General features: G+C 65.4%; 1 protein-coding gene. It reads right to left on the reverse strand.

What is annotated here, in order from left to right:
• Positions 1-234, reverse strand: a 234-nt coding sequence (locus AC0IYH_RS34105; RefSeq protein ID WP_471838915.1) for a hypothetical protein, incomplete at both ends; no start/stop codon positions are given.

Raw genomic sequence — 234 nt, forward strand, 5'->3', positions numbered from 1 at the left:
GTGATCGAGACGCGACTGAAATCATTGTCGCGCGGCGGCTGGAACGTGAACGGCAGGGTCGCGAACGCGCCGATCGTGGCAAGGAACGCGAGGCCGCCGATCGCCATCGTCCACCAGCGATTGCGCAGGGTCCAGCGCAGGATCGCCATGTACCCGTCCATCGCCCTGCCCTCGCCGTGTTCGGCGTGGCCATGCGCTTTGAGGAAATACGCCGCGACCATCGGTGTGATGAGG

It is taken from the genome of Pseudomonas sp. AC463, assembly GCF_979253585.1.